Genomic DNA, 23698 nt, shown 5'->3' on the forward strand with positions numbered 1-23698 from the left:
TGGGGTGATCGCCGATCCTTAAATGTCAGGCCGTTGTCGCTGTAACGGGAAGCGGAGCCATCGGCGCCTCGTGGCCAAACGCGCCCAGCCGTCCGCAAACCTCGGCCGCCGCCGCCGCCGCGCGCCGCGCCGCCTCGGGCGGGGACGCTCCCTCGCCCAGCGCCACGACGAAGGTCGCGGTATAGGCGTCCCCGGCGCCCAGGCTGTCCGTCACCGTCACCGGCACCGCCGGCTCGTGGTGGATCGCCTCGCCCGCGGCCACCGTCGATCCCGCCGCACCGCGTGTCACGATCACGGTGTCGGGACCCCGGGCCTGTGCCCAGCGGATCAGCGCCAACACCCCGGCATCGTCCAGGCCGGAACCCGAGAAGGTCGCGATCCGGACATGGGGCAGCAGGGGTTCGGCGTAACCGGCCGGCTTGGACCCGAAGTCGAACGATAGCCGGGCCGCCGCCGACAGTTCGGCCAGTTGCCCTTCGACCTGACCATAGTCGCCGGTATGGACGAAGTCGAAGGTGGCGACATGGTCCAAGTCCTCCCGGTTGAGCCGCAGCCGGTAGGGCGGCGGCGTCGAGCCGATGAAGTACCGGTTCCCCTCCGCGTCGATGCCGATCTGCGAGAAGGCGTTGAAGCTCTCGTTGACCCGCAGACGGCTGATCTCGACCCCCTCGGCCACCAGCGCGTTCCGCACCACCATGCCGGACACATCGTCGCCGATGATCCCGATGTAACCCGCCTCGGCACCCGCCCGTCTCGCGAACACCGCGACGTTCAAGGCGTTTCCGCCGGGAAACATGAGGTCCAGGTGGAGGTAGCGGTCGACGACGTTATCGCCGACGCCACAGAGACGCAGCGCCATGGGTCAATACTCGACCTTGTGCATGTACCGGCGCTCGTCCAGCGAATGGCCGGTCGCCGCCTCCCGATGGTCGGCCAAGCGGGTGCCCAGCACGCCCAGTGCCACGGCGGACACATCGCCGCGCAGGTGCTCCGGGACGCCGGTCAGGGGCAAGTCGCGGCTGTCGATGACGAACACATGGGTGCCGTGACGCTCCGCGAACTTGACGACGCGCTCCGTCAGCGGCCGCGTCGCGTCCTCGCCCTGGAAGACGATCAGCGAGGCGTTCTCGGTCAGCATCTCGAACGGTCCATGCAGATAATCGCCGGCGTCGATGTTGCTGGCGTTCATCCATTGCATTTCCATGAAATAGCAGAGCGAGAGCGAGAAGGCGGCGCCCATGGTGGGGCCGGATGAGACGACGTAGGTCGGCCGCTCGGCGGTGAGCCGGCGGGCGATCTCGGCGAGCCGGGGATCGGCTTGTTCCTGGGCCTCGAGCAGGGCCGTGGGCAGCGCCTCCAAGGCGGCGCGGGTGGCGGGGTCCAGCCGTTCGCCGGTCTCCTCCAGCAACGCGTGGGACAGTTGGGCCAACAGCATCTGCTTGGCCGACGTCACCGTCCGCTCGCTGCCATAGCTCAGCGAGTAGTGGGAGGCGCCGACCAGGGGATTGTCGTCGTCGCGGCTGACCGCCACCAGACGGGCGCCCCGCTCGCGCGCGAACTTGGCGGCGGCGACGGTCTCGGGCGTCCCGCCGGAGTGGGATGACGCCACGACCAGCATCTTCGGACCCAGGCGGGCGGGTGGCAGGGCCTGGAACTCCGCCGCGTTGATGTTGCGGATCGTCAGTTTGGTCGAGCGCGCCTCCAGGAATGTCGCCGCGTGGATCGACGACGAGTACGACCCGCCGCAGCCGACGAACACGATGTCGGTGACGCCTTGCCCGATGGCGTCGCCGGCGATCCGCTCGGCCAGGGCCCTCTTCTCCAGCACGCCCCGTAGTGTCGGCACGAAGTCGGGTTCGATCGGGCGCAACGGCAGGCCCGCGTTGGTGGTCTTTTCAGACGGCACGACGCACTCCACAAGACTTGGATGAATTCCGCCGAGAGCGCGGGTCTTATCCCTGAGAGCGCTCTCATTGTGAGAACGTTCTCATACGACGATATCGAAGTCAACGCGGTTTTTCACCGCCCGCGGAAATCAGTACGGGTTACGTTTCTCCACGGAGTTCTTCTCCAGGGCGCGGGATTGGCCGGCTATGCCCGCGCGCCGGCGTTCTTGGGCCAGCGTGATCAGGGAGCGGGCCGGCACATAGATGGCGATCCAGGTGACGACCGCCAGGACGAGGCTGCCGACCATCATCGGATACCAGACGGGCCAGACGCGGCCGACGAACAGGTCGACATCTCCCGTCAGCAAGGCCCGCGTCGTGTCGGCGAACAGGGACAGGAAATCCGCAGGCGGCGGCTGTTCGTCCGGCACGGTTCCCGTCACCAGCAGCAGCCCGATCCGGTATGACGCCAGCCACAGGAGCGGGAACGTCCAGGGATTGCCGAACGCGGTGCCGATCACCGCCGCGATGACGCTGCCGCGCGCGACCAGCGCCGCCAAGGCGCCCAGGATGAAGTGGCCGCCGGGCAGGGGCGTGCAGGAAACCGCCGCGCCGCAGGCCAATCCGGCGGCGATCCAGTGCGGCGTGCCCGAAATGCGTGAGATCCGATGCGCGAGGTAGGTCGCCGACCGCCGCCAGCCCGCGCGCGGCCAGACGAATTCCCGCAACCGGGCTGGCCAGGATGGGCGATGGAGACGTTGGAACATGCGGCGGCTACCCTCTCCGGCTTCAGGGCTCCCCTATATGGGGGACGGGACCCCAAATCGCCAGAAAGGGTTGCCGGAGACCGCTCACCACGCCACGGCTGCGGCCGGAAAGACCTCCGATTTGGCGCCGCGCGGATCGCATCCGGCTTCCAGCGCCATCGGCGACGGTTGACCGGAAAGCGGGCGCTCGACCGCCAGCATGAAGCCTTCCGACCAAGCGGGACCGATCGAGACATCGTGCCCGCGCCGCGCCAGTTCCGCCAGCACCTCGGGCCCCAGCGTCACCTCGGCGCGCAACCGGTTGGTGAAGAAGCTGTGGGGCGCGAAGAAGCCTGGAAAATGCTCGCTGGAGAACTTCGGCGCCTCGATCGCCCGTTGCAGCGGCATGCCGAACACCAGGCGGTTGAGCAGGAATTGAAGCTGCCACTGGTCCTGCTGGTCGCCGCCCATGCTGCCGCACGCGATCCAGGGCTCGTCGCCACGCGTCACGATGGTCGGGCTGATCGTCGTGCGCGGCCGCTTGAATGGGGCGATGACGTTCGGGTGGTGTGCCGGCCCGAGATGGAAGTTGGAGATCCTGTTGCCCAGCGGGAAACCCAGCGCCGGGATCACCGGTGACGACTTGATCCAGGCGCCGCTCGGGGTGAAGGAGCAGAGGTTGCCCTCTGCGTCCGCCGTGTCGACATGGACCGTCCCGGCGCCCCAGGAAGCCCCCCCGAACCGGTCCGAAGGGTCCAGCAAGGGTTTCCCGCCGGTCGGATCGCCGGGGCGCAGCTCCGCGCTGGCGACGGCGGGATCGATCAGTCCGGCGCGCGCCAGCCCATAGGCGTCGTCCAGCAGATCCTCGATCGGGATGTTTCCATGGCGGGTGTCGCCGTAATACTGCTCGCGGTCGGCGAAGGCGAGCTTCATCGCCTCGGTGACGGTGTGGACGTAATCGGCGCCGTTGTGCCCCATCGCCTCCAGGTCGTGGGCCTTGAGGATCGACAGCGACTGGAGCAGGGCGGGCCCCTGGTTCCAGGCCGGGCATTTGTGGATGCGGGCGCCGGCGAAGTCGAGCGAGACCGGGTCCTCCAGCGGGATCTCGAACGCGTCGAAGTCGGACCGCTCCAGCAAGCCGCCCTGGTCCTTCGAGAAGGCGACGATCTCGCGTGCGACATCCCCACGGTAGAAGCTCTCGAACACCGCCCGCAAACCGTGTTCGCGGCCGCCTCCCGCCGCCACCTCCTCGGCTGCGAGGTGGGCGAACATCGCCGCCAGCGCCGGGTTGGTCAGCAGCGAGCCCTCGGCCGGCACGCCGCCGCCGGGCATGTAGACGGCCCCGGTGGACGCCCATTCCGACAGGAACCGATCCGCGTTCGCGACGATGCCGAACTTGTGCTGGCGGAGCAGCCCGGCGTGGACTGGAAATCCGTCGCGCGCCAGTTCCAGCGCCGGCCGCACCAGATCGGCGAAGCTCAGCCTGCCATACCGCGACGCCGCCACGACCAGCGCGCCGAAGGCTGCGGGCACGCCGGCGGCCAGGATGCCCTCCGACGGGATCGCGTCGTGCCCCAGCGACCGGTATGTCTCCGGCGTCGCCTTGCCCGGTGCCATGGTGTTGCCGTTGACGCAGATCACGCCGCCGCTGGCCAAGGCGACGAGGATCGGGCACTCGCCGCCGATCGTGTGCATGTTGGGGTTCAGCACGCCCTCCACGAAGGTGGCCGCGACCGCCGCGTCCACCGCGTTGCCGCCGGCCTTCAAGGCGTCGAGCCCGGCGGCCGCCGACAGGGTGTGGTGGGAGGCGACGACGCCCCGCCGGCCGAACACCCGCGGGTAAAAGGTGACATCGTCGTTGGGAATGATCCGGAACGACCGTTCGCTCGTCATGGTTCGAAGGTCTCGTTTCTTGTTGGGAACGGGCGGATTCAGACGCTCCGGGCGATCTCGGACCAGCGGTCGTGCTTGGCCTTGAAGGCCATGTAGTGGTCGTGGACCTTCCGCACCAGCGGGTCCTTGCCGGCCTCGGTCGCCAGCGTGTCCGCCGTGGCCTCGCGCAGGCGGGCGATCACCTCGGGCGGCAGCGGGCGGGCGATGACGCCCTCCTTCTCGACCAGCTCGACCAACGCCGCGCCGTTGACGGACTCGCACCAGGTGTAGCTTTCCACGAGGCAGGTCATGGCGGCGGTGCGGACCATGGTCTTCAGGTCGTCGGGCAGGCTGTCCCAGTTCGCCTTGTTGATCAGCAACTCACCAGCGTTGTTGGGCTCGTGCCAACCGGTCGTGTAATAGTTTTTCGCGGCCTTCTGCAACCCGAGCCGCCTATCGGAATAGGGGCCGACGAACTCGGCGGCGTCGATCACGCCGCGTTCGAGCGCCGGGAAGATCTCCGGTCCAGGGAGCAGGCGGACATCGACGCCCAAGGCGGCGTAGACCTTGCCCGACAGGCCGGGGATCCGCATCTTCAGCCCCTTGAAGTCCTCGACCGAGGTGACCTCCTTCCGGAACCAGCCGGTCATCTGGGTGCCGGTGTTGTTGAACGGAAAGGCCACCACGCCGAACGGCTGGTAGACCTCGTCCCACAATTCCATGCCGCCGCCGTGGTACAGCCACGCCATGTGGCCGGGAAAGCTCATGCCGAATGGCACGTTGGTGAAATACTGGGCGGCGAAGGAGCGGCCCGACCAGAAGTAGGAATTGGCCGCGTTCGCCTCGACGGTGCCGGCCACCACGGCGTCGAAACCCTCGAAGGCCGGGATCAGTTCGCCCGCCGCGAAGTGCTGGAAGGTCAGCCGGCCGCCCGACATCGACCCGACCAGTTCGGCGAAGCGGGTGGGGCTTCCAGGTCCGACCGTCGTCATTGGCGCGCCTGGTCCATAGGCGTTGGTCATCTTCCAAGCGAACTTGTCCTGCGCCCGGACCACAGCCGGAGCGGCGACCATGCCCGCGGTCGCTCCGATCGTGGCCGCCGCGGTGGCACCCATGGCGCCGGCCCTCATGAATTCACGCCGCTTCATCGGATTCTCCACTGTTCGGGCTCCACTGTTCGAGGTTTTTGATTTTTGACGTTGGATTTCAAGCGGCCATCACCAGCCGATCGCCCGCGGCAGCCAGAGCGCCAGGTCGGGCCAGACGAAGATGATGGCGACCGCCAGCATCTGCATGCCGATGAAGGGGATCACGCCCCGGTAGATGTCCATGGTGCCGACCTCGGGCGGCGCCACGCCGCGCAGGAAGAACAGCGCCCAGCCGAACGGCGGCGTCAGGAACGACGTCTGCATCACCACCGCGATCAGGGTCGCCGCCCAGACCAGGTCGACGTCGCCCCTGACCAGGATCGGCATGAACATCGGGACGACGATGTAGGAGATCTCGATCCACTCGATGAAGAAGCCGAGCAGGAAGATGATCGCCAGCATGAAGATCACCTCTGCGGGCACGCCGCCTGGCAGGAAGGCGAACAGGTCGTGGACCAGCGCCTCGCCCTGGAGGCCGCGGAACGCCAAGGCGAACACCTGCGAGCAGACCAGGATGAAGATCATCGCCGCCGTCGTCCGGGTCGTCGCGTGGACCGTCTCGCGCAGGACCTCCCAGGTCAGTCTTCGGGCGAAGGCCACCACCAGGATGCTGCCGAGCGCGCCCATCGACGCCGCTTCGGTGGGAGCCGCCACCCCGCCGATGATCGACCCCAGCACGGCGACCACCAGGGCCACCGGCGGCAGGCCGACCCGGATCGCCTTGCCCAACAGGTCCTTACCGCTCATCGCGGCGCGCTCATCGGCAGGGATCGCGGGGACTTGGCCGGGGCTCAGGACGCCCAGGGCGAAGATGTACAGGCAGTAGATGGCGGACAGCATCAGTCCGGGGATCACGGCCGCCGCGAACAGCGTCCCGACCGACTCGCCCAGGATGTCCGACAGCAGGATCAGCACCAGGCTGGGCGGAATGATCTGGCCCAGCGTGCCGGACGCGCAGATGGCGCCGCAGGCGAGGCCCTTGTCGTAGCCGCGCCGCAGCAGCGCCGGCAGCGTCAGCAATCCCAGCGTCACGACGGTGGCGCCGACGATGCCGGTCGTGGCGCCCATCAGCACGCCGACCAGGATGATGCCGACGCCCATGCCGCCCCGAACGCCGCCGGCCAGATGGCCGATGACGTCCATCAGCTCCTCGGCGATGCGGGACTTCTCCAACATCACGCCCATGAAGACGAACAGCGGGATCGCGATCAGCGTGTAGTTGGAGACGACGCCGAAGACGCGGGCCGGCAGCAGGTTGAACAGCGTCATCCCGAAGCCGAGATAGCCGAAGAAGAAGCCGGTGACCGCCAGCGTCAGCGCCACCGGCACCCCGATCAGCAGCAGCGCGAAGAAGGAACCAAGCGTCGCGAGGGCGAGGATTTCGTTCGGCGTCACGCTGGCGTTCCCTGGCTCGAAATCCGGGCGCTGGCGGCCGCCGTGGCAGAGGCGGGCAGGGTGTCGGGCAGGGCGATGACGCGCGCCATGGCGGCTACGCTCTGGATGAACAGCAAGGCGAAGCCCAGCGGGATGAAGCTCTTGAGCAGGAAACGCCAGGGCAGGCCCCCCGGATTGGGCGAGCCTTCGTTCAGCCTATGGGCCAGCATGACATAGGGGATGGATATCTTGACCAGCAAGGCGGCCACGATCGCCACCAGCAGGAAGCTGATCACGTCGATGACGCGCTTGGCGCCCGGCGACATGCGGCCGTACAGCACGTCGACCCTGACATGGCCCTCGTGCTGGATGGCGTAGGACATTCCCAGCAGGGCGATCGGCGACATCAGGTGCCACTCCAATTCCTGCATCGCGACCGAGCCGGTGCTGAAGCCATAGCGCAGCAGGACATTGCCGGCCATCACCAGGACCAATCCCAGCGACACCCAGGAGACGGCGCGGCCCACTCCGTCGATCAGGGCCTCGCATCCGCGGATCACCCCCGCGGCCGTCATGGGAGCCGATCCCGTTCGTCGGTGAACCCGCTTCCAGTCATCCGCAGCTTCCCTCGGCAAGAAAATCGTGTACCTGCCAGGAAACACAGCAAGGGATATGCCAAGGCGGGGAGAGCCTTGGCCGAGGGACGCGCGGCAACGCTTTGGTCCCGTCGGATTTGGTCGGGCGGGAGTTCCGCTATCCGGCTCTGCCTGCTTTTTGAACTCGGCCGGTCAAAGCCGTGGCATCCTGTCCACCAGGAATTCCAAGGCGCGGGGTTCGATCTTGGCGGCCACCCTGTCCGGACGCGGCACCGCCGGCAAGTCGATGAACACAGCCGTGCCCTTGTCCACCTCGCTTCGAAGCGTGAAACCGCCGCCCATCGCGATCACGAACTTCTTGGCCAAAGGCAAGCCCAACCCCGTGCCCTCGTATTTGCGGGACATGGTCGATTCGATCTGTCCGAAGGGCCGCAGCGCCGTTTCGATATCCTCCGGCGCGATGCCAATCCCGGTGTCGATGATGGCGACGTTGGCGGTAGCTCCCCGAGGGTCGTGCCCGCACCGGATCGTCACCACGCCACCCGTCGGCGTGAACTTGATGGCGTTGGCGACCAGATTGACGATCGCTTGCGTCAGCCGCTTCTCATCGGCCTTGGCCAAGGGCCTGACTGTTTCCTCCACCTGGAGCGAGACCTGTTTCTTCTCCGCCAGGCCCACCGTCATGCGATGGACGCGCCAGACGACCGTGGAGAGATCGACGGTCTCGATGTCCATGTTCAGGGTGTCGGTCTCGGCTTTGGTGATGTCGAGGATGTCGTTGACGATGCCGAGCAGATGCAGTCCCGACGCGTGGATGTCCGCGCTGTAGTCCCGGTAGCGATCTTCGACCGGACCGAACATCTCTCCCTGGATGATCTCCGAGAAGCCGATGATGGCGTTCAAGGGCGTGCGCAACTCATGGCTCATGTTGGCCAGGAAGTCCGTCTTCGCCCGATTGGCCGCCTCCGCCTCGATCCTCAACTGGATCAAGGCGTCGTGGGTCCGGCGCAGCGCCGCCAGGGCGCGGTGGAGCAGGATGAAAGGCACCACCAGCGAGATCGCCGCGAACCCGGCGGATGTCGCCACGAAGCGCCAGCGCTCGGCGATTTCGAAGTCATCATCGTAGTGCCATCCCACAGCCCCAAATAACCACTCCTCCAGGCCGAACTCCCATGCCATGGACAGCACGAGCATTGTCATGACCGTCAGCAAGGCTCCAGCGGAAAGTCTCGCCAACGTGATGTTGCTGAAGTTCAGCATGAAAGTTTCCGCGAATGTTTGGTCATAGGCTGAGGGGCCTAATAACTTCTTCAAAACCTCTCTGAGTTTACTCTCAACGCAAAAAAAAGCGTCCAAGAAAATCGAATTAGGCGTAACGGCGCGATCCAGAGCGCCACTCCAGCGTCACTCGGGGACGGTCTCGCCGGAACCGCCGAAGCCGGTCGGGAAATCCTTCAGCTTCGGCAGGCCGTCCCGCATGGGAAGAACCGTCTCGACATAGTTGACGTGGAGTTGCGGCGTGAACTCCAGCGTCGGGATGGTGGCCGCGAACACGTCGACGACGCCCAGCGTCGGATGGTTGGTCATCAGGTGCCCGCCGCACTTCGAGCAATACTGGCGTTGACTCATCTCGGTCTTCTGGAACGTCGCTATGTTCTCCGCTCCGGCCGTGACCCTCACCGCTTCCGGCTTCCAGATGCTGAAGGCGTTGACGGGACCGCCCGACCACGACCGGCACGAGGCGCAATGGCAATACCCCATCGCCTCTGGCTCCCCGGTCACTTCAAGATTGACGGCGCCGCAAAAGCAGCTTCCAACATGCGTCATGGCTTTCCATCCCCTGTTCGTTGATTCGAACTTGTCGACGGAGGTTACCAGCGGGAATGCCGCGTGTCGTCTCCCAAGAAGGACAGGGTGTTGATGGGCTTTCAGGCCAGGATGGCCCGCTCGACGAATTCGATCACGGTCTCGGCGTAGGCTTCGGGCGAGGTGCCGCGGCGGCGGTGCTTCCAGCGCTTCAGGTACCAATCCTGCAACATCGGCTTGACCAGTCCGGCGGTCTGCGTCGGATCGACCGGGCGGAAAGCCCCCGAAGCGGCACCATCCGCGATGGCGACCGACAACAGCCGTTCCGTCCTCAATTCCTCCGCCATCGCCAGTTCCCTGGCCTCCTTGTCGAACGCCTTGACCTCCATGAAGGCGAAGGCGAACCAAGGCTGCATGGCCTCGGTCAGCTGCACGTGGCGTCGGATCAAGCCCCGCAGCCGCTCGCGCGGGTCGTGGCACTCGCTGGAGTCCGCGGGGGTCAGCACCCGATCGACCGCGTCGGAGACCGCCACCAGGATCATGCGGGGCAGGGTGTTCTTGTCCTCGATGTAGTTGTACAGCGCCCCCATGCTCAGGCCGCTGGCGTCAGCCAGGTCCCTCATGCTCATGGAGTGGAAGCCCTTCTGGTTGCCGAGATCCAGGGCCACCAGCAGGATGCGTTCCAGGTTCGGCGCCACGACATGGGGTTTCTTGATCTGGATGCTGTCGGCGAAGCGGGCATGGACACCCCGGCACAGATCCGTGGCCGTGATGCCATGGACGGCGGCGAAGCCGGTCGCGCGGTCAGTCTTGTCGAGCGTTTTCGTCATGGATCCCAGAAAAACACTTGCGCTTTTCCAGCGCCATGAAAAAATAGCGAACGTTCGTTCACAAAAAAGACGCGGCCGTCCCGCCATCGGTCGCACCACCAGCCGGTACAAGGATGCCAGTCGCCATGGATTTCTCCCTCCCTCCCGAGATCGACGCCGCCCGCCAGCGTGTCCGCGCCTTCGTGGAAGAGCACATCCTGCCGCTGGAGGGCGATCCCGCGTCCTACGACGCCCATGAGAACATCGCGGAGCCGGTGCTGGAGCGGGTGCGGGAGAAGGCCCGCGCCGAGGGGCTGTGGTCCCCCCAGATGCCGAAGGCTCGCGGCGGCATGGGGCTGCCGGTGATCGGCATGGCGGCCTGTTACGAGGAGATGAACCGCTCCATCTTCGGGCCGGTCTGTTTCAACTGCTCGGCGCCGGACGACGGCAACATGGTGCTGCTGGAACGGGTCGGGACCGAGGCGCAGAAGGAGCGCTGGCTCCAGCCGATCATCGACGGCAAGGTCCGCAGCTCGATCGTCATGACCGAGCCCGCCCCCGGCGCCGGTTCCGATCCGGCCGGGATGATGCAAACCAGGGCCGAGCGGCGCGGTGACACCTGGGTCGTCAATGGGCGGAAATGGTTCATCACCGGCGCTGGTGTCGCCAGCCACTTCATCCTGCTGGCGCGCACCAGCGACGACCCGCGCAAGGGCTTGACCACCTTCCTGTTCCACAAGGACCAACCGGGCTGGCGGATCGAGCGGCGCATTCCCATCATGGGGCCGGAGGAACATGGCGGCCACTGCGAGCTTGTCTTCGAGGGGCTGGAGATCCCGCACGAGAACATGCTGATGAACGAGGGTGACGGCCTCAAGTCGGTTCAGATCCGCCTCGGCACCGCCCGCCTGACCCATTGCATGCGCTGGCTCGGTCTGGCGAAGCGGGCGCTGGAGATCGGCGGCGAGTATGTCGGGCGGCGCGACGCCTTCGGCAAGCGGCTGGCGGAACGCGAGAGCGTCCAGATGATGCTCGGCGAGGCGGCCATGCAGATCGAGATCGGCCGCCTGCTGGTGATGAAGGCGGCCTGGAAGCTCGACCAGGGCGACTTCGCCCGCAAGGAGGTCAGCATGGCCAAGGTCGTGGTGGCCGATGTGCTCCACCAGGCGGTCGACACCGCGATCCAGCTGAACGGCGCCCGCGGATATTCCAAGGATACGCCGCTGGAGTGGATGTACCGCTACGCACGGCAGGCGCGTCTGGTCGATGGCGCGTCGGAGGTCCACAAGATGGTGCTCGCCCGCTTCCTGGACGGCGAGGGGCGCGACTTCTGGAAATGGGGCGTCTGATGGAGGATCGCCGGGACCGTCTGGAACCCTGGATCGCCGGCCAGGCCGGTGCGGACGCGGTGACCGTCACCGGCCTCCGCAAGCTGTCGGGCGGCGCCATCCAGGAGAACTGGTCCGCCGACCTGGAGATCGCCGGCGGACCCCATGCCGGCCGCCACGCCGTCGTGATCCGGACCGATGCCCCGTCCGGGGTCGCGGTCAGCCATGGCAGGGCGCAGGAATTCGCCCTGTTCAAGGTCGCGCACGAGGCCGGCGTCACGGTGCCGGAACCGCTGTGGCTGGAGCCGACCGGGACGGTCACAGGCCGCGCCTTCTTCGTGATGCGCAAGGCCGACGGCGTCGCCGCCGGACACCGGCTGGTCAAGGACGACACCCTGGGCGGCGGACGCGTGGCACTGGCCGAGGCGCTGGGTCGGCAGCTCGCCCGCATCCACGCGATCCGGCCGCCCCGCGCGGAACTGGACTTCCTGGAAATGCCCGAGGGCTCGCCGGCGACATACGCCATCGGACGCTATCGCGCGTGGCTCGACGGCGCTGGCGTTTCCAAACCCGTCCTGGAGTGGGGCCTGCGCTGGCTGGAACTGAACGCCCCGCCGCGCGGCGAGGTGGCGCTCTGCCACAACGATTTCCGCACCGGCAACTACATGGTCGACGCGGGAGGGCTGACCGCCGTGCTGGACTGGGAATTCGCCGCCTGGGGCGATCCCATGGCCGATCTCGGCTGGTTCTGCGCGCCGTGCTGGCGCTTCGGGGCCCGTGCCCGCGAGGCTGGTGGCGTGGGGGCAAGGGACGACTTCTACCGCGCCTACGAGGCCGAGAGTGGCCGTCCGCTCGACCGAGCCATCGTCGGTTATTGGGAGGTCATGGCGACGGTCCGCTGGGCCGTGATCGCGCTCCAGCAGGCGGATCGCCACGTCTCCGGCGGCGAGACCAACCTGGAATTGGCCCTGACCGCCCATGTCGTGCCCGAGCTGGAGCTGGACATCCTGGACATGACCAAACGGAACCCGACGCGGGAGCCCGCCTGATGCGCGACCAACCCACCGCCGCCAACCTCCTGGACACGGCGCTCAAGATCTACCGCGAGCGGCTGCTGCCGCTGCTGCCCGCCGAGCACCGCTATGAGGCGTTGATGGTGGCGAACGCCATCGCCATCTCGGCGCGTCAGGTCGAGGCGGGCGACGCGCCACTGGAAGAGGCGCGTCGGCGTCTGGCGGCGATCTACCCGGACGACGATGGCTCGTTATCCGACCTGGAGACCCGCCTGTCGTCCGAGATCCGCCAGGGAGCCTTCGACCAGGATGGTCCCAACCGCGACGCCGCCTTCGATTACCTCTGGTGGCGCACTCGCGCCAAGGCGGCCGAGAGCAACCCTCGGGCGTCCCAACTCCGCGGGTAGCGGGTCACAGCCGAAAGCGCAAGGTGCCGTCGCGCGTCACCTGCTCGACCAGTCCGACTTCCCAGCTCAGGTATTCGCGCATCGCGGCTTCGCGCTCACCCCGGCGCTCGAACGCCTTGAGCAGGACGTCGTCGGGTTGGGAGGCGAGACGTTCGGGGTCCCTCTCCAACGGCAGCCCGGCGGCGATCCACGCATCGGTTCCGCCGTCGAGCACCCTGACCGGACCTCCGACGGCCGCTTCCAGTTCCGGGACTGCGAGACGGGCGATGACCGCGTCGGTCGACGTCAGCACGTGCAGCGGGGTCTTGGGCAGCTTGGCGGCGGCGTTGGCCAATCTGCCGCGGATCGCGAACCACGATCCTGGAATGTGGCCGGCGCGGTAGTGGCGGCTGGTAGCGACATCGACCACGGCCGCCGCGCCGCGCTCCAGCAGGCCGGCCAACTCACCGGCGGTCATGAACGCGACCGCCAGATCGTCCAATCCCAGGACGGTCTCGGGCGATGGGCCGGTTTCCACGAGATCCGCCGACGCGTCGTCCGCCAGGACGAACACGTTGGGAAAGCCCATCCGGATCAGCCACGTCGCCGTCGCGCGGGCGCGGACACCGTCGGTGTCGGCCAGCACCACGCGGGCTTGGCGGACCGCGATGAAGGTGTCGGTGGCCTGGACCAATTGTCCGCCGGGAGCGGACAGGAACCCCGCGCGGTGCCCCGCCAGATATTCCTCATCCACGCGCACGTCGAAGCGGTAAAGCGTGCGACGGTCACTCTCCTCCTCGAAGCGAGCGAGCGTCGCGGCGTCGATCACGGGGACCTCGAATCGGGCGGCGAGCCCTTCGGCCGCTTTCCTGGCCCAGATCAGCGCCGCCTCGCCCGGCGGAGGGGCGACGAGGTCCTGGCCATGGGCGACATCGAACCCGGCCAAGTGCCAACCCTGCGTGCCGTCCTTCAGCGAGACGACCGGGTTGGGCAGGCCGGCGTCGATCAGGATCTGCGCGCCGATGATGCTCCGGGTCCGGCCACCGCAATTGACCACGACCAGCGTGTCGTCGGACCGCACCGTTTGCCGCGCCCGCGACACCAATTCCCCGCTGGGGCAATCGAGCGCGCCGGGAATGCCGATCCAGGTGTATTCGTCGAACGGCCGGCTGTCGAGGATGACCAGATCCTCGCCAGCGTCGATCAGGCGCTTGAGTTTCGGGGCGTCGATATGCGGCGTCCCATAGGCGAGTTCCACGAACTCACCGAAAGCCTTGCTGGGTACGTGGACGCCGCTGAAGACCGCGTGTCCCGCCGCTTGCCACGCCGCCAACCCGCCGCCCAGGATCGCGACCGAGCCATAGCCATGCCGCGCCAATAGGGAAGCGGCACGCTCGGCCAGGGTCTCGTCATCATCGACCAGGACGATGTTGGTCGCCGCGCGGGGCACCAGGGCGGGCACCAGCCGTTCGAAGCGGCTGAGCGGCGCGTTGGAGGCGGTGAGGATATGGGCGTCGCCGAAGACGCCCTCCTCGCGGACATCGAGCAGCGCCAACTCGCCGTTCCCCAAGAGTCGCGCGTGGAGGTCGTCGGCGGATATCCGCGGGTATAGCCTGGTCATGTCGAAATGCTTCCGTGGTCCGTCGATGGTACTCCCGCGTCCTGTGACGCGGGAGGATTGGGGGTGCGAAAATCTCACTCGCGGTCGAAGACCTCGTCGAACTGGTCCAGGAACTTGACCGAGGCCTCGCCGCCGACATCCTCGTCATGCCAGATCGTCTTGATGTCCTGGAGCCTCGGCAGGCCGGCGGGAGGCGATGCGCTCGGATGGGTCGGCCAATAAGCCCCCGACGCCGCCGTCAGTTCCTGTCCTTCAGGGCTGTTCAGCACGGCGGTCAACAGTTTGGCGGCTTCCGGGTTGGGCCCGCCCTTGAAGATCGAGATGAAGGTTTCCTGGACGACGGCCCCTTCGTCCAGCACGTAGAGTTTGATGCTCTGACCGCGCTCCCGGGCCGACAGGACGTTCTGCGACGAGATCAGGGGTGACAGGTCGCGCTCTCCCGCCACCAGCAGCCGGACGGACTCGGCGTTGCCGCGGGTGAACAGCATGTCCTGCTTGGCAAGGCCGGCGATGGTGTCCCAGTCGATGACCCCCTTGGACAGCAGGGCCTGGAACCAGGTCAACTGCGAGGATGCCGACTTTGGATCCGAGAAGACGAGACGCCCCTTCCATTTTGGATCGAGGAAGTCGGTGATCCTCCGCGGCAGGACGGAAGGGTCGGGGAAGACCTTGGGATTGTAGGCCGCCGACAGGATGAAGGCCGAAACGACGTAGTAGTTGCCATCCTTCTGCTTGAACCGCTCGGGGATCTGGTCGAAGTCGCGGACCTTGTACGGCGTGATGAAGCCCCGCTGGACCCAGTCCTCCAGGATGGATCGCTGGTTGATGAAAACGAGGTCGGGATTGGTCCGGCCGGCTGCCTTCTCCGCCTCGATGGTCGAGATCAGGTCCAGGGTCTGCTTCTGGACGATGTTGAGCTTGACGCCCGGAAAGTTCTTGCTCCAGTAGTCGAGCAAGGCGGTGCTCGTCTCCTGCCGGTAGGACGTGTAGAAGACAACTTGGCCTTCCTTCCTGGCGGCCTCGTAGAGATCGCCGAACCGTTCCGGCAGAGTGTCGGCCAGCGCCGATAGCGACGCCGTGGTCAAAGCGACCGCCGTCGCTATCCCCCAAAGCCATGAACGACTTTTTCCCAGCATGATATTCCCCCGCGATGACGGATTCTGGATGGTTGGCCCCAAAACGATGGGTTTAGACGGCCTTGTGATGGCGGTGGGCGCGCTCCGGCCGTTTCAGGCCGAGATGGTCCCGCAGGGTGGTGCCCTCGTATTCGGTGCGGAACAGGCCGCGCCGGCACAGTTCGGGAATCACCAATTCGATGAAGGCGTCCAGGCCGCCCGGCAGGAAGGGCGGCATGATGTTGAAGCCATCGGCGCCCTCGTTGAGGAACAGCTCCTCCATCCGGTCGACGATGTCCGCCGCCGTGCCGATGACCTGCCAGTGGCCGCGGGCGCCAGCGACCCGGAGCGCCAACTGCCGGATCGACAGGCCCTCGCGGTGGGCCAGTTCGACCAGCAGCTTCTGGCGGCTGACCGCCGCGTTGGTGATCGGGATATCCTGGGGCAGGGGACCGTCGAATGGCAGGTGCGACAACGGTATTCCCAGCCGGTGTTCCAGAATCGACAACCCGACCGAGGGATGGATGAGATTCTGCAGTTCCTCGAACTTCTCCCGCGCTTCCGCCTCGGTGCGGCCGACCACCGGGAAGATGCCGGGCAGGATGCGGATGTCGTCGGGTGACCTGCCGTTGGCCGCGGTCCGCGCCTTGACGTCCCGGTAGAACTCCTGGGCGCTCTCCAGCGTCTGCTGGGCGGTGAAGACCACCTCGGCGGAGGCCGCGGCGAGCGCCCTGCCGGCGTCCGAGGATCCGGCCTGCACCAGCACCGGGTAGCCCTGTGGCGGACGCGGGATGTTCAGCGGCCCGCGAACGCCGAAATGCCGGCCACGGTGATTCAAGGTATAGACCTTGTCCAGGTCGAAGAAGACGCCGGTCTCCTTGTCGCGGAGGAAGGCGTCGTCCTCCCAGCTGTCCCAAAGGCCCTTGGCGACGTCCATGAATTCGGTCGCGCGCTCATAGCGTTCGTCGTGCGGTGGGTGCTGGTCGTAGCCGAAGTTGAACGCCTCGTCCTCGTTGCCCGAGGTGACGAGGTTCCAGCCGGCGCGCCCGCCGCTGATATGGTCGATCGAGGCGAACTTTCGCGCCAAGTGGTAGGGCTCGATATAGGTGGTCGAGGCGGTCGCGACGAGGCCGATCCGCTCGGTCACGGCGGCCAGCGCCCCCAGCAGCGTCGTCGGCTCGAACTGCGCCACGTAATGGGTCGAGAACCGCGCCAGCGCGCTCCAGTCCTTGCCGCGGGCACCCGCGCTGTCGGCCAGGAACAGGAGGTCGAACTTGGCGGCTTCGGCGGCTTGCGCCACCGCCGCGTAATGCTTGAAGTTGATGCCCGCGTCCGCCTGCGCGTCGGGGTGCCGCCAAGCGGCGGCGTGGTGGCCGGTCGGGTAGAGAAAGGCGCCGAGCGCCATCTTTCGTGTCCGTGTCATCTTATCGGTCTGCCGTGTGAATGCATCGTCTAGGGGGGTGTCGCCGGCGTTCAGCCAGCGGTCGGCGCTTCGCCCTGGAATTGGGTGCGCAGCATCACGCGCCGCCGGGTTTCGTCGATCGGGGTCCGATGGTGCATCGCGTAGCGGTTGCTCCAGACCAGCAGGTCGCCGGGTGTCCAGGAATGGGTCCAGGTGAATTCCGGCTTGGTCGCGTGGGCCCAGAGACGGTCGAGCAGGGCCTCGCTCTCGGCGTGGTCGATGCCCTCGATGTATTGGGACGGCCAGATCCGGCGGCGCCCGAGATAGAGCGCCCGCCGCCCGGTCTCCGGGTTGACGACCACCAGGGGATGGAACGGGCCGGGCACCTCCTCGGCCGTCGTCGGCTTCTTGATGCCGGGACGCAGCACGCCGGCGCTGTTGCGGCTGGCGTCGTGCTTGGCCCGCCTGCCGGCGATCGCCGCCCTCAGATCCTCGGGCAGCGTCTCGTAGGCGAGATACTGGTTGGCGAAGGAGGTCCGTCCGCTGTCCGCCGGCGCCTCCAGCGCGTAGAGGGCGCTGCCGACCGGCGGCTTCTCGATATAGGAGTTGTCGGAATGCCAGACGACCTCCAGGCTGCCCAGTCCATCGTTCTCGCGGACGGGTAGGCCATCGGGCCCCAGGTTGGACAGGATCGAGACCTCGGCGACCTCATCCTGGGTTGGCAGGCCGGCTTCCTGGTAATAACGCCGGTTGGCGCCTTCCTGTGGCGTGCCGAAGATCGCGGCGGCGTCGCGATACTCGCGCGGCGTCAGGACCTGACCCTGGAACAGGATGACCAGATGGTCGCTCCAGGCTTGGCGCAAGGCCGCTTTGATCGCGTCCGGAACCGGCTGGGAGAGATCGACGCCTTCGATCCGGGCGCCGATGCCGGGGCTGAGCGGCACGATCCTCAGCCTGGCCGCATCGTTCGGGACGGGGCCGGTGTCGCGTTCCAGCAGGGTGATCGTGTCGAGGGAAATCGGTGCGTACATCGTAAATTCCTCAGAAGGGGGTTCAGGCCGCGGAGTCGTGGACGGCTGGCATCCACGGCCGCAGGGCGGCGGCGTGGGCGCCGGAGACCTGTCCGGTCACGAAGCATTCGGCGAGGTTGCCGGCGCCCAGGTAGAGGAAGCCCCAGATGCTGCCGAGCTCTCCCGCCTCGTAGAGGCGCGGGATCGGCTCGCCAAAGCTGTTCAGCACGCGCTGGTGGGCATCATGGGCGGGGCCGCCCTGGGTGTTGTTGACGACGGGCCAAAGCTCGCCGACGTAGAAGGGCGGCTTCCTGACCGGGAACAGGGAACCACCGGGCCGCCCCTGATCGGCGTCGCGGCCGCGCTCGACCACTTGGTTCCAGCGCTCCAGGCTCGCCGCCACCACGGCGGGATTGGCCCCGACGATCGCGGCCAGTTCCTGGACGCTGTCGGCCTTCCTCAGGATACCGTTCTCCACTTCCTGGAGGTTGTCGGCGCTCCAGGCATAGGGTTCGACGGTCCGGTCGTTCAGCACGGCCTGTCCCAGCGGATAGAGTTGGCGGCCATCCTCGTCAACGACGAGATAGGCCGGGATCTTTGGGAAACGCTGGGTCACGGGGTCGAACTGGTCGAGCGGACGATGTCCCGTGTCCTGGAGGTACGGGTGGTACTCGTTCATGAACCGGCGGCCCTCGCCGTCCAGGATGATCCACGACATCCTGACATCCGGCTCCTTGACCGTGGGGTTCCAGTCCGGCAGCCGCTTGACCCTCAGGCCGAACGGATAGGCCGGATCGTGGTGGCGGAAGCCATAGCTCCCGTGGAAATGCCACATGTGCCAGAGGTCGGCGCCCGCCGCTTGGGCCATGCGGATGCCGTCGCCGGTGTTGCCGCGCGTCGCGGCCGGCAGGACTGGGCGGATCTGCCAGTATTTCCGCTGAAGCTCGGGGGCGGCCTCGAAGCCGCCGGTCGCCAGGATCACGCCGCGCCGGGCGCCGACCCGACGCGTTCCGGCCGCCGACCGGATGACGGCTCCCAGCACCTCGCCGGTGGGACCCAGGATCAGCCGTTCCGCCGCCGTTCCCAGCCGCACCTCGATGTCACGCGCCCGCACATTGTCGTGCAGCAGCTTGAACACGTTGGGGCCGAGCAGGCGGCCGCGGGCGTGGGGGTATTCCGCCCGGGCGTCGAAACCGGGAATGGATGCCACCTCGACGATGCCCAGCGCGTCATGGCCGGGGAAAGGATAGTTGCCGCCGCGGTCCCGTGTCACGATCTCGGCGCCGTTGACCGTGGCCAGCCGGCGGAAATAGCCTTCCAGGTTCGCCATCCCCTCCGCCATGACGTCGAGCACGTCGTCCGGCACGTCGGGCCCCACGGTGTGGCGCAGGTATTCCCGGCCGCGGGGTAGGTCGGTGACGCTGCGGATGCCGCCGCCGGCGCAGATCGAGATGCCGCCAGGATCGGGCATCTTCTCGATCAGCAGGACGTCGGCGCCGGCGTCATGCGCGGACACCGCCGCGGCGCCCCCCGCGAAGCCAAAACCAACGACCAGGACGTCCCAGGTTTCGTCGAAGTGCTGGTTCGGCTGGTGTTCGTCCAACTTTTTTCCATGTGTCGACATTTTCTTGGTCTTTCGGATTGCTGTCCCTTGGGCCAGGACGCGCTCAGTCCAGGGCGCTGGCCGGCTTCCTCGAGAAGCGCTTGACCAGGACGAGGATGGCGATGCTGATCGAGACGATGATCACGGACAGCGCGGCCGCCAGTTCGATGGCGCCATCCTCGATGAACTGGATGACGACGGTGGGCATCACCTGCGTGTCGGCTTGGCTGAGGATGGCCGACATCGACAGCTCGCGAAGGCTCAGCGAGAACACCAGGACCCAGCCGATGCCAATGGCGCCGCGCATCAGCGGGAAGGTGATGTCGGCAATCCCGCGCAGCCATCCGGCACCCGAGATGCGGGCCGCCTCCTCCAAATCGACCGAGAGTTGCTGGATGCCGTTCCGAACCAGGACGAAGGCGATTGGCAGCAGCTTGCCGGCGTAGGCGATCAGGATCAGCGTCAGCGTGCCGTAGAACCAGTCGACGTATCCCATCATGATGCCGACCGCGTAGGCGATCGACGGGAAGCCGTAGGCGATCATGATCAGGAATGTGATGGCGCCTTTGCCGATGAAGTCGATCCGCTCCACCACCCAGGCGAAGATCAATCCGAGGAAGGCGCAGACGGTCGCGGTGGCCGCGGCCAGCAGCAGGCTGTTGCCGATGGCGCCCCGGGCCACGAAGTTCTCGTTGAGGATCAGCGCGTAGTGCTGCGAAACCAAGTTGTCGGCGGTGATGTCGGAGCCGAACGACCGCAGGACCGACAGCAGGATCAACGCTCCGATCGGCAGGATCGCGGTGATCGCCGCCACCACGAGGCAGAACCCCGCGCTCAGCCAACGCCAGCGGCCCAATCGGATGATCTGGTCGGGCGTGGCCTTGCCGGTCAGGGTGCGGAAGTTCTCGGCGCGGATGGCGTATTTTTGGATCAGCAGGCTGATCAGCGTGAAGATCATGATCGGCATCGCCACCGCCGCCGCGTAGTTGAACCGGGGCGGGAATGTCAGCAGGTCGTAGATCTTCGTCGTCAGCACCGAGAAGTTCGCCATGGTGCCGATCGCCGCCGGTGCCCCGAACGATGACAGGGCGTCCAGCATCACCAGGATGACGCTGGTCAGGATGGCCGGCCGCACGAGTGGCAGCGTGATGGTCAGGGCGGTCCGCGCCCTGCCGGCGCCCAGGATGCGGGCGGCCTGCTCGTTGCTGGCGTCCACATTGTTGAGGGCGGTGACGACCGCGAAGAACACCAGCGGATAGACGCCGATCGTCTCGATGAAGATCAGCCCGGTGAAACTCATGATGTTGAACGGCGCCGTGGTGAGCCCGAACCACTCCAGCGCCAGCGCGTTGAGATAACCGGAATTGGGCGCCGCCAGGAAGATCCAGGAGATCACCGAGACGAAGGTTGGGATGACGAAGGCGACGCCGGCCGACAATGTCACCAGCAGCTTGCCCGGCGTGTCGGTCCGCGCGACGATCCAAGCCAGTGGGATACCGATGGCGCAGGCTCCCGCCGTGACCGTCACGACCAGGATGCCCGAGTTGATCGTCGCCTGCGTCATGCCGCGCCGGGAAAACGCCTTGGTGATCGTCTCGAAGGTCAGGTTGCCGTCGGGGCCGATGAAGCTGTGGCCCATGAGGAGAAGCAGGGGATAGGCGATCAGTGCCAGCAGGATGAGTATCGAAAGCGAGATCACGATCACGCGGACCGGCTGGAGATTCGTCAGGAACGCCCGCGGGATCGAGGTTCCGGCCGTCCGCGCCGCCGTTCCACCCGGCCCGATCCTCAAAGCGTTTTCGGAGTACTGGCTCATGCCACCACCCAGGTGGCGTCGGGGCGGAACCACAGACGCGCCGTGCCGTCGACGAACGCGTCGGTCGTCCTCGCCTGCGCCCGCAACGGGGTATCGCCGGCATCGAGTTGAATTTCGTACCGGTTCCCCAGATACGCGGCGGAGCGTAGGTAGACGCCTATCCCTTGGCCCGATCGCGCGCCTTCCGGCCGCTCGAACACCGCGTCCTCGGGCCGCGCCAGGACGGTCGCCCGCTGGCCGGCATAGGCGGTCGATAGCCAGTCCGCTGGGGCGGATGTCCAGATCGTGTCGCCGGCATCGAGCCTCACGGCGGCTTTGCCCCCGGGCGCGTCGACGTTGGAGACCGCCCCCTCCAGCAGGTTGGCCGTACCGATGAAAGAGGCCACGAAGCGGCTGGCCGGTCGGCGGTAGATCTCTTGGGGCGTGCCCACCTGTTCGATGCGGCCCTTGTCGAGCACGACGATGCGGTCGGCCAACACCAGCGCCTCGTCCTGGTCGTGGGTGACGTAGAGCGTGGTGATCCCGATCCTGGTATGGAGTTCCTTCAACTCGTACCGCATCTCCTGCCGCAGAGCCGCGTCCAGGTTGGACAAGGGCTCGTCCAGCAGCAGAAGCGACGGCCTGGTGACGAGGGCGCGGGCCAGGGCGACGCGCTGTTGCTGGCCACCGCTCAGTTCCGCCGGATAGCGTCCCGCCAGATGTCCAAGCTGGACGATGTCGAGGATGCGGGCGACCTCGCGGGCGATGTCGTCGCGCTTGCCGCCGGCCACCTTCAATCCATAGCCGACATTATCCGCGACCTTCATATGCGGCCAAACGGCGTAGGTCTGGAACACCATGCCGAGGTTGCGCCGCTCGGGCGGCGCCGAAACCGTGGCGCTGGAGACCAGCTTGCCATCCAGGTGGATCTCGCCACCATCCGGTGTCAGGAAGCCCGCGACCATGCGGAGTGTCGTGGTCTTGCCGCAGCCGCTTGGTCCCAGAAGGACGACACTCTCGCCGGGACGGACCGACAGGTCGATGCCATTGACCGCGGCGGTATCACCAAGCTTCTTCTTGAGGTTCTTGATCAGCAGTCTTGGGATTTCATCCTGGGAATGCCTCGCGTCCCTGGCGGCGGGATGCCGCGCGATAGCCTCCACGTTCACATCATGCTCCTGTAGTCGCCCATTCGCGTCTTGTTGGTCGCTTCCTCTGGCGCTGTCTCCAGAATTCACCAATTTTTAGTTGGTAAACCGCGCACCCATTAATCACTCATTAATCCATCGATTTAGTCGAGAATCAAGGTTGAGGTGGGTGGATAATGTAGATAGCATACATACTCATTTTGAATATGTGGAATCCTTAGTTGTGTCACTGAAACTTGTTAAATCTGAACGTGGTGCTCGAAGAAACCTCATGATGATGCCATCCCGACAACTCCCCCTCACTGGCCAAGTCGCCGTCGTCACCGGATCAGCGCGCAGGATCGGCCGCGAAATCGCCTTGGCTCTGGCCGCCGAAGGCGCCTATGTCGTGGCTCACGCCCGCGCCTCGGCGGCCGAGATAGAGGCCGTGGCGTCATCCATACGGGAAGCTGGCGGCGGCGCCGAGGCGAGGCTCGCCGACATCACCGACGAGGCCGAGGTAACCGGCTTCGTTTCGTCGATCATCGATCGGCATGGCCGCATCGACATCCTGGTCAACAATGCCGCCATCCGGCGCGAGACGCCGCTCAGCGGCATGACCCTGGAGGAATGGCGCGAGATCACCAGCGTCGTGCTGGACGGCGCGTTCCTGCTGAGCAGGGCCGTGGTGCCCGGAATGGTCCAGCGCGGCCATGGGCGGATCGTGGCGATCGGTGGATTGAGCGGCCACGCGGGAGCCAGCCGGCGCGCCCATGTCGCCACCGCCAAGGCCGGAATCGTCGGATTGACGAAAGCGATCGCGGTCGAGTTCGCCGGCACCGGCGTCACCGCCAACTGCGTGGCGCCGGGCAAGATCGGGGGACCGCGGTCCGCGACCGCCGGGCCGGCGGGCGAGTTTCCCGGTGGCGGCAAGCCCCTGGTCGGGCACGAGGGAGAACCCGCCGATGTCGCGGAGGTGGTCCGCCTGCTGTGCTCACCGGCGGGAGCCTACATCACCGGGCAGACCATCCACGTCAATGGGGGGCTCTATCTGCCCTAGC

The 23698-nt window shown here is 66.7% G+C and carries 21 protein-coding genes; 4 read left to right on the forward strand and 17 right to left on the reverse strand.

Translation table 11 applies throughout. The features are described 5' to 3' along the window. Positions 1-25: 25 nt before the first annotated feature. The 10 genes from N825_RS21250 to N825_RS21295 form a co-directional block, all read right to left on the reverse strand. A complete protein-coding gene (locus tag N825_RS21250; RefSeq protein ID WP_245613191.1) occupies positions 26-859 on the reverse strand; it encodes a PfkB family carbohydrate kinase in 834 nt (277 codons plus the stop codon). 3 nt (positions 860-862) lie between these two features. Beyond that, positions 863-1906, reverse strand: coding sequence for an SIS domain-containing protein (locus N825_RS21255; RefSeq protein WP_198038802.1), 1044 nt, complete (start codon positions 1904-1906; stop codon positions 863-865). A gap of 129 nt (positions 1907-2035) precedes the next feature. Next, positions 2036-2653 (reverse strand): DUF2062 domain-containing protein, encoded by a 618-nt coding sequence (locus N825_RS21260; RefSeq protein ID WP_063833895.1) that lies wholly within the window; start codon positions 2651-2653, stop codon positions 2036-2038. 84 nt (positions 2654-2737) lie between these two features. After that, complete coding sequence (locus tag N825_RS21265) at positions 2738-4525, reverse strand: gamma-glutamyltransferase family protein (RefSeq protein WP_051512717.1); 1788 nt, start codon at positions 4523-4525, stop codon at positions 2738-2740. Between the two features lie 38 nt (positions 4526-4563). Continuing rightward, positions 4564-5652 (reverse strand): TRAP transporter substrate-binding protein, encoded by a 1089-nt coding sequence (locus tag N825_RS21270; RefSeq protein ID WP_037456898.1) that lies wholly within the window; start codon positions 5650-5652, stop codon positions 4564-4566. A gap of 69 nt (positions 5653-5721) precedes the next feature. Further along, the gene (locus N825_RS21275) at positions 5722-7047 is read right to left on the reverse strand and encodes a TRAP transporter large permease (RefSeq protein ID WP_037456721.1); all 1326 of its coding nucleotides are present in this window, start codon (positions 7045-7047) and stop codon (positions 5722-5724) included. After that, entirely contained in the window at positions 7044-7601 is a 558-nt protein-coding gene (locus N825_RS21280) for a TRAP transporter small permease subunit (RefSeq protein WP_063833896.1), read from the reverse strand. Before N825_RS21280 ends, N825_RS21275 begins: the two co-directional genes overlap by 4 nt. A gap of 213 nt (positions 7602-7814) precedes the next feature. Next, a complete protein-coding gene (locus N825_RS21285) occupies positions 7815-8882 on the reverse strand; it encodes a sensor histidine kinase (protein WP_051512718.1) in 1068 nt (355 codons plus the stop codon). A 144-nt stretch (positions 8883-9026) separates the two neighbouring features. Then, a complete protein-coding gene (locus N825_RS21290; protein ID WP_037456723.1) occupies positions 9027-9449 on the reverse strand; it encodes a GFA family protein in 423 nt (140 codons plus the stop codon). Between the two features lie 101 nt (positions 9450-9550). After that, on the reverse strand, positions 9551-10258 hold the full coding sequence (locus N825_RS21295; RefSeq protein WP_084164942.1) for a TetR/AcrR family transcriptional regulator: 708 nt from the start codon (positions 10256-10258) through the stop codon (positions 9551-9553). A 125-nt stretch (positions 10259-10383) separates the two neighbouring features. On the opposite strand from N825_RS21295, the gene N825_RS21300 reads away from it, so the two are divergent. Genes N825_RS21300 through N825_RS21310 form a run of 3 tightly spaced genes read left to right on the forward strand, consistent with a single transcriptional unit; the run spans position 10384 to position 12985 of the window. Next, positions 10384-11586 (forward strand): acyl-CoA dehydrogenase family protein, encoded by a 1203-nt coding sequence (locus tag N825_RS21300; protein ID WP_037456911.1) that lies wholly within the window; start codon positions 10384-10386, stop codon positions 11584-11586. Further along, positions 11586-12614 carry a phosphotransferase family protein gene (locus tag N825_RS21305; RefSeq protein ID WP_037456914.1) on the forward strand — a complete coding sequence of 343 codons (1029 nt, stop codon included), beginning with the start codon at positions 11586-11588 and terminating at the stop codon, positions 12612-12614. Before N825_RS21300 ends, N825_RS21305 begins: the two co-directional genes overlap by 1 nt. Further along, entirely contained in the window at positions 12614-12985 is a 372-nt protein-coding gene (locus N825_RS21310; protein ID WP_037456726.1) for a DUF6285 domain-containing protein, read from the forward strand. The genes N825_RS21305 and N825_RS21310 overlap by 1 nt, the downstream gene beginning before the upstream one ends. A 4-nt stretch (positions 12986-12989) precedes the next feature. On the opposite strand, the gene N825_RS21315 is transcribed toward N825_RS21310, so the two are convergent. From N825_RS21315 to N825_RS21345, 7 genes are all read right to left on the reverse strand, one after another. Beyond that, a complete protein-coding gene (locus N825_RS21315; RefSeq protein WP_037456729.1) occupies positions 12990-14585 on the reverse strand; it encodes a rhodanese-like domain-containing protein in 1596 nt (531 codons plus the stop codon). A gap of 74 nt (positions 14586-14659) precedes the next feature. Then, positions 14660-15721 (reverse strand): ABC transporter substrate-binding protein, encoded by a 1062-nt coding sequence (locus tag N825_RS21320; protein ID WP_037456732.1) that lies wholly within the window; start codon positions 15719-15721, stop codon positions 14660-14662. Positions 15722-15773: 52 nt separating this feature from the next. Continuing rightward, complete coding sequence (locus tag N825_RS21325; protein WP_198038803.1) at positions 15774-17123, reverse strand: LLM class flavin-dependent oxidoreductase; 1350 nt, start codon at positions 17121-17123, stop codon at positions 15774-15776. 50 nt (positions 17124-17173) lie between these two features. Next, positions 17174-18133 carry a TauD/TfdA dioxygenase family protein gene (locus N825_RS21330; protein WP_051512719.1) on the reverse strand — a complete coding sequence of 320 codons (960 nt, stop codon included), beginning with the start codon at positions 18131-18133 and terminating at the stop codon, positions 17174-17176. A gap of 22 nt (positions 18134-18155) precedes the next feature. Then, positions 18156-19715 (reverse strand): FAD-dependent oxidoreductase, encoded by a 1560-nt coding sequence (locus N825_RS21335; RefSeq protein WP_198038804.1) that lies wholly within the window; start codon positions 19713-19715, stop codon positions 18156-18158. A 64-nt stretch (positions 19716-19779) separates the two neighbouring features. Further along, positions 19780-21531 (reverse strand): ABC transporter permease, encoded by a 1752-nt coding sequence (locus tag N825_RS21340; RefSeq protein ID WP_037456738.1) that lies wholly within the window; start codon positions 21529-21531, stop codon positions 19780-19782. Beyond that, on the reverse strand, positions 21528-22679 hold the full coding sequence (locus N825_RS21345; protein WP_198038805.1) for an ABC transporter ATP-binding protein: 1152 nt from the start codon (positions 22677-22679) through the stop codon (positions 21528-21530). The genes N825_RS21340 and N825_RS21345 overlap by 4 nt, the downstream gene beginning before the upstream one ends. 250 nt (positions 22680-22929) lie before the next feature. On the opposite strand from N825_RS21345, the gene N825_RS21350 reads away from it, so the two are divergent. Continuing rightward, complete coding sequence (locus N825_RS21350; RefSeq protein WP_063833897.1) at positions 22930-23697, forward strand: SDR family NAD(P)-dependent oxidoreductase; 768 nt, start codon at positions 22930-22932, stop codon at positions 23695-23697. Position 23698: the final 1 nt, after the last annotated feature.

Origin of the sequence: Skermanella stibiiresistens SB22 (genome assembly GCF_000576635.1) — a bacterium.
In the GTDB taxonomy this organism is placed as follows: domain Bacteria; phylum Pseudomonadota; class Alphaproteobacteria; order Azospirillales; family Azospirillaceae; genus Skermanella; species Skermanella stibiiresistens.

What these genes read in the sequence shown, in the direction of transcription:
- N825_RS21270 (WP_037456898.1), bottom strand. Translation starts at nt 5,652, where the DNA reads ATGAAGCGGCGTGAATTCATGAGGGCCGGCGCCATGGGTGCCACCGCG.
- N825_RS21310 (WP_037456726.1), top strand. Translation starts at nt 12,614, where the DNA reads ATGCGCGACCAACCCACCGCCGCCAACCTCCTGGACACGGCGCTCAAG.
- N825_RS21330 (WP_051512719.1), bottom strand. Translation starts at nt 18,133, where the DNA reads ATGTACGCACCGATTTCCCTCGACACGATCACCCTGCTGGAACGCGAC.
- N825_RS21350 (WP_063833897.1), top strand. Translation starts at nt 22,930, where the DNA reads ATGATGATGCCATCCCGACAACTCCCCCTCACTGGCCAAGTCGCCGTC.
- N825_RS21305 (WP_037456914.1), top strand. Translation starts at nt 11,586, where the DNA reads ATGGAGGATCGCCGGGACCGTCTGGAACCCTGGATCGCCGGCCAGGCC.
- N825_RS21340 (WP_037456738.1), bottom strand. Translation starts at nt 21,531, where the DNA reads ATGAGCCAGTACTCCGAAAACGCTTTGAGGATCGGGCCGGGTGGAACG.
- N825_RS21280 (WP_063833896.1), bottom strand. Translation starts at nt 7,601, where the DNA reads ATGACGGCCGCGGGGGTGATCCGCGGATGCGAGGCCCTGATCGACGGA.
- N825_RS21290 (WP_037456723.1), bottom strand. Translation starts at nt 9,449, where the DNA reads ATGACGCATGTTGGAAGCTGCTTTTGCGGCGCCGTCAATCTTGAAGTG.
- N825_RS21325 (WP_198038803.1), bottom strand. Translation starts at nt 17,123, where the DNA reads ATGACACGGACACGAAAGATGGCGCTCGGCGCCTTTCTCTACCCGACC.
- N825_RS21285 (WP_051512718.1), bottom strand. Translation starts at nt 8,882, where the DNA reads ATGCTGAACTTCAGCAACATCACGTTGGCGAGACTTTCCGCTGGAGCC.
- N825_RS21300 (WP_037456911.1), top strand. Translation starts at nt 10,384, where the DNA reads ATGGATTTCTCCCTCCCTCCCGAGATCGACGCCGCCCGCCAGCGTGTC.
- N825_RS21265 (WP_051512717.1), bottom strand. Translation starts at nt 4,525, where the DNA reads ATGACGAGCGAACGGTCGTTCCGGATCATTCCCAACGACGATGTCACC.
- N825_RS21315 (WP_037456729.1), bottom strand. Translation starts at nt 14,585, where the DNA reads ATGACCAGGCTATACCCGCGGATATCCGCCGACGACCTCCACGCGCGA.
- N825_RS21295 (WP_084164942.1), bottom strand. Translation starts at nt 10,258, where the DNA reads ATGACGAAAACGCTCGACAAGACTGACCGCGCGACCGGCTTCGCCGCC.
- N825_RS21320 (WP_037456732.1), bottom strand. Translation starts at nt 15,721, where the DNA reads ATGCTGGGAAAAAGTCGTTCATGGCTTTGGGGGATAGCGACGGCGGTC.
- N825_RS21250 (WP_245613191.1), bottom strand. Translation starts at nt 859, where the DNA reads ATGGCGCTGCGTCTCTGTGGCGTCGGCGATAACGTCGTCGACCGCTAC.
- N825_RS21260 (WP_063833895.1), bottom strand. Translation starts at nt 2,653, where the DNA reads ATGTTCCAACGTCTCCATCGCCCATCCTGGCCAGCCCGGTTGCGGGAA.